The sequence below is a fragment of the Rhizobium sp. 05L419 genome, assembly GCF_056397845.1.
Map to the genome: position 1 here is coordinate 1 of NZ_JBFTOF010000076.1, position 1,229 is coordinate 1,229.

The window sequence follows — 1,229 nt, forward strand, 5'->3', positions numbered from 1 at the left end:
GAAATCACACAGCTGCAGGCTCAGCTGAAGAGCGTGGCTGCATCTGCCTCGTTCAATGGTCAGAACTGGGTACAGAACAGCATTGGCGCAACGATGAGCGTCGTCTCCTCGTTCGTCCGCGACTCCTCGGGCGGCGTTTCCGTCACCACGTCGAGCTACGTCACCACGGCTACCGATCTGCTGTTCGATACAGCCGGTACCAACGGCATCCTCGGCACCAACGGCGCGAAATTCACCTCTGCCTCGATCTCGAGCTTCTCGATCAGCTCGACGTCGACCAAGGGTGACATCGACAACCTCATCTCCGACACCGAAACGGCACTCAAGAGCATGACTGCCCTCGGCTCGAAGCTTGGTTCGATGTCCACGCGCATCGATCTGCAGAGCGACTTCGTCTCCAAGCTCAGCGACTCCATCAAGTCGGGTGTCGGTCGTCTCGTCGACGCCAACATGGAAGAGGAATCGAGCAAGCTGACGGCTCTCCAGACCCAGCAGCAGCTGGCAATCCAGTCGCTGTCGATTGCAAACTCTTCTTCGCAGAACATCCTCTCGCTGTTCCGCGGCTGATAAGTTCAAGCAAAACGAAATACGTCAGCGGCCGGGGGAAACCCCGGCCGCTAATGTTTTAACGTAGGGTTAACGAAAATATAGCTAACCCACGGATAATTTTAACAATATTCGTTTCGCCGTTTTAGTCTTTCTTAACCATATTGCTGTCTACTCTGCTCATCAAAACGGCGAGTTGAACTAGCAAAAAGACGCGTTCAACAGGCATGAAGCTGGCCGCCGTTCCCGGCAAAAAATCCGGAATGTCCCTTCTTTTTTCAATCTGCCAAAGGGGCAACTAAGATGACGAGCATTCTGACCAACAACACCGCAATGGCCGCTCTGCAGACGCTGCGCAACGTCAACAGCAGCCTGTCGAAGACACAGAACGCCGTTTCGTCTGGCGAGCGCGTCGGCAAGGCTGCTGACAACGCTGCTTACTGGTCGATCGCAACGACGATGCGTTCTGACAACGCAGCCCTCTCGGCTGTTTCCGACGCTCTCGGCATGGGCGCTGCCAAGGTCGATACCGCTTACACCGCAGTTCAAAGCTCGATCGACGTTGTAACCGAGATCAAGGCTAAGCTCGTTGCCGCCACCGAAGAAGGTGTCGACAAGACCAAGATCCAGGACGAAATCACACAGCTGCAGGCTCAGCTGAAGAGCGTGGCTGCATCTGCCTC

At 55.4% G+C, this 1,229-nt stretch carries 2 protein-coding genes; both read left to right on the forward strand.

Annotation, left to right across the window (positions count from 1 at the left end):
• On the forward strand, positions 1 to 567 hold a 567-nt coding region (locus tag AC1DMK_RS31030; RefSeq protein WP_477864040.1), incomplete at its 5' end, for a flagellin.
• Between the two features lie 282 nt (positions 568 to 849).
• On the forward strand, positions 850 to 1,229 hold a 380-nt coding region (locus AC1DMK_RS31035; RefSeq protein ID WP_477864041.1), incomplete at its 3' end, for a flagellin N-terminal helical domain-containing protein.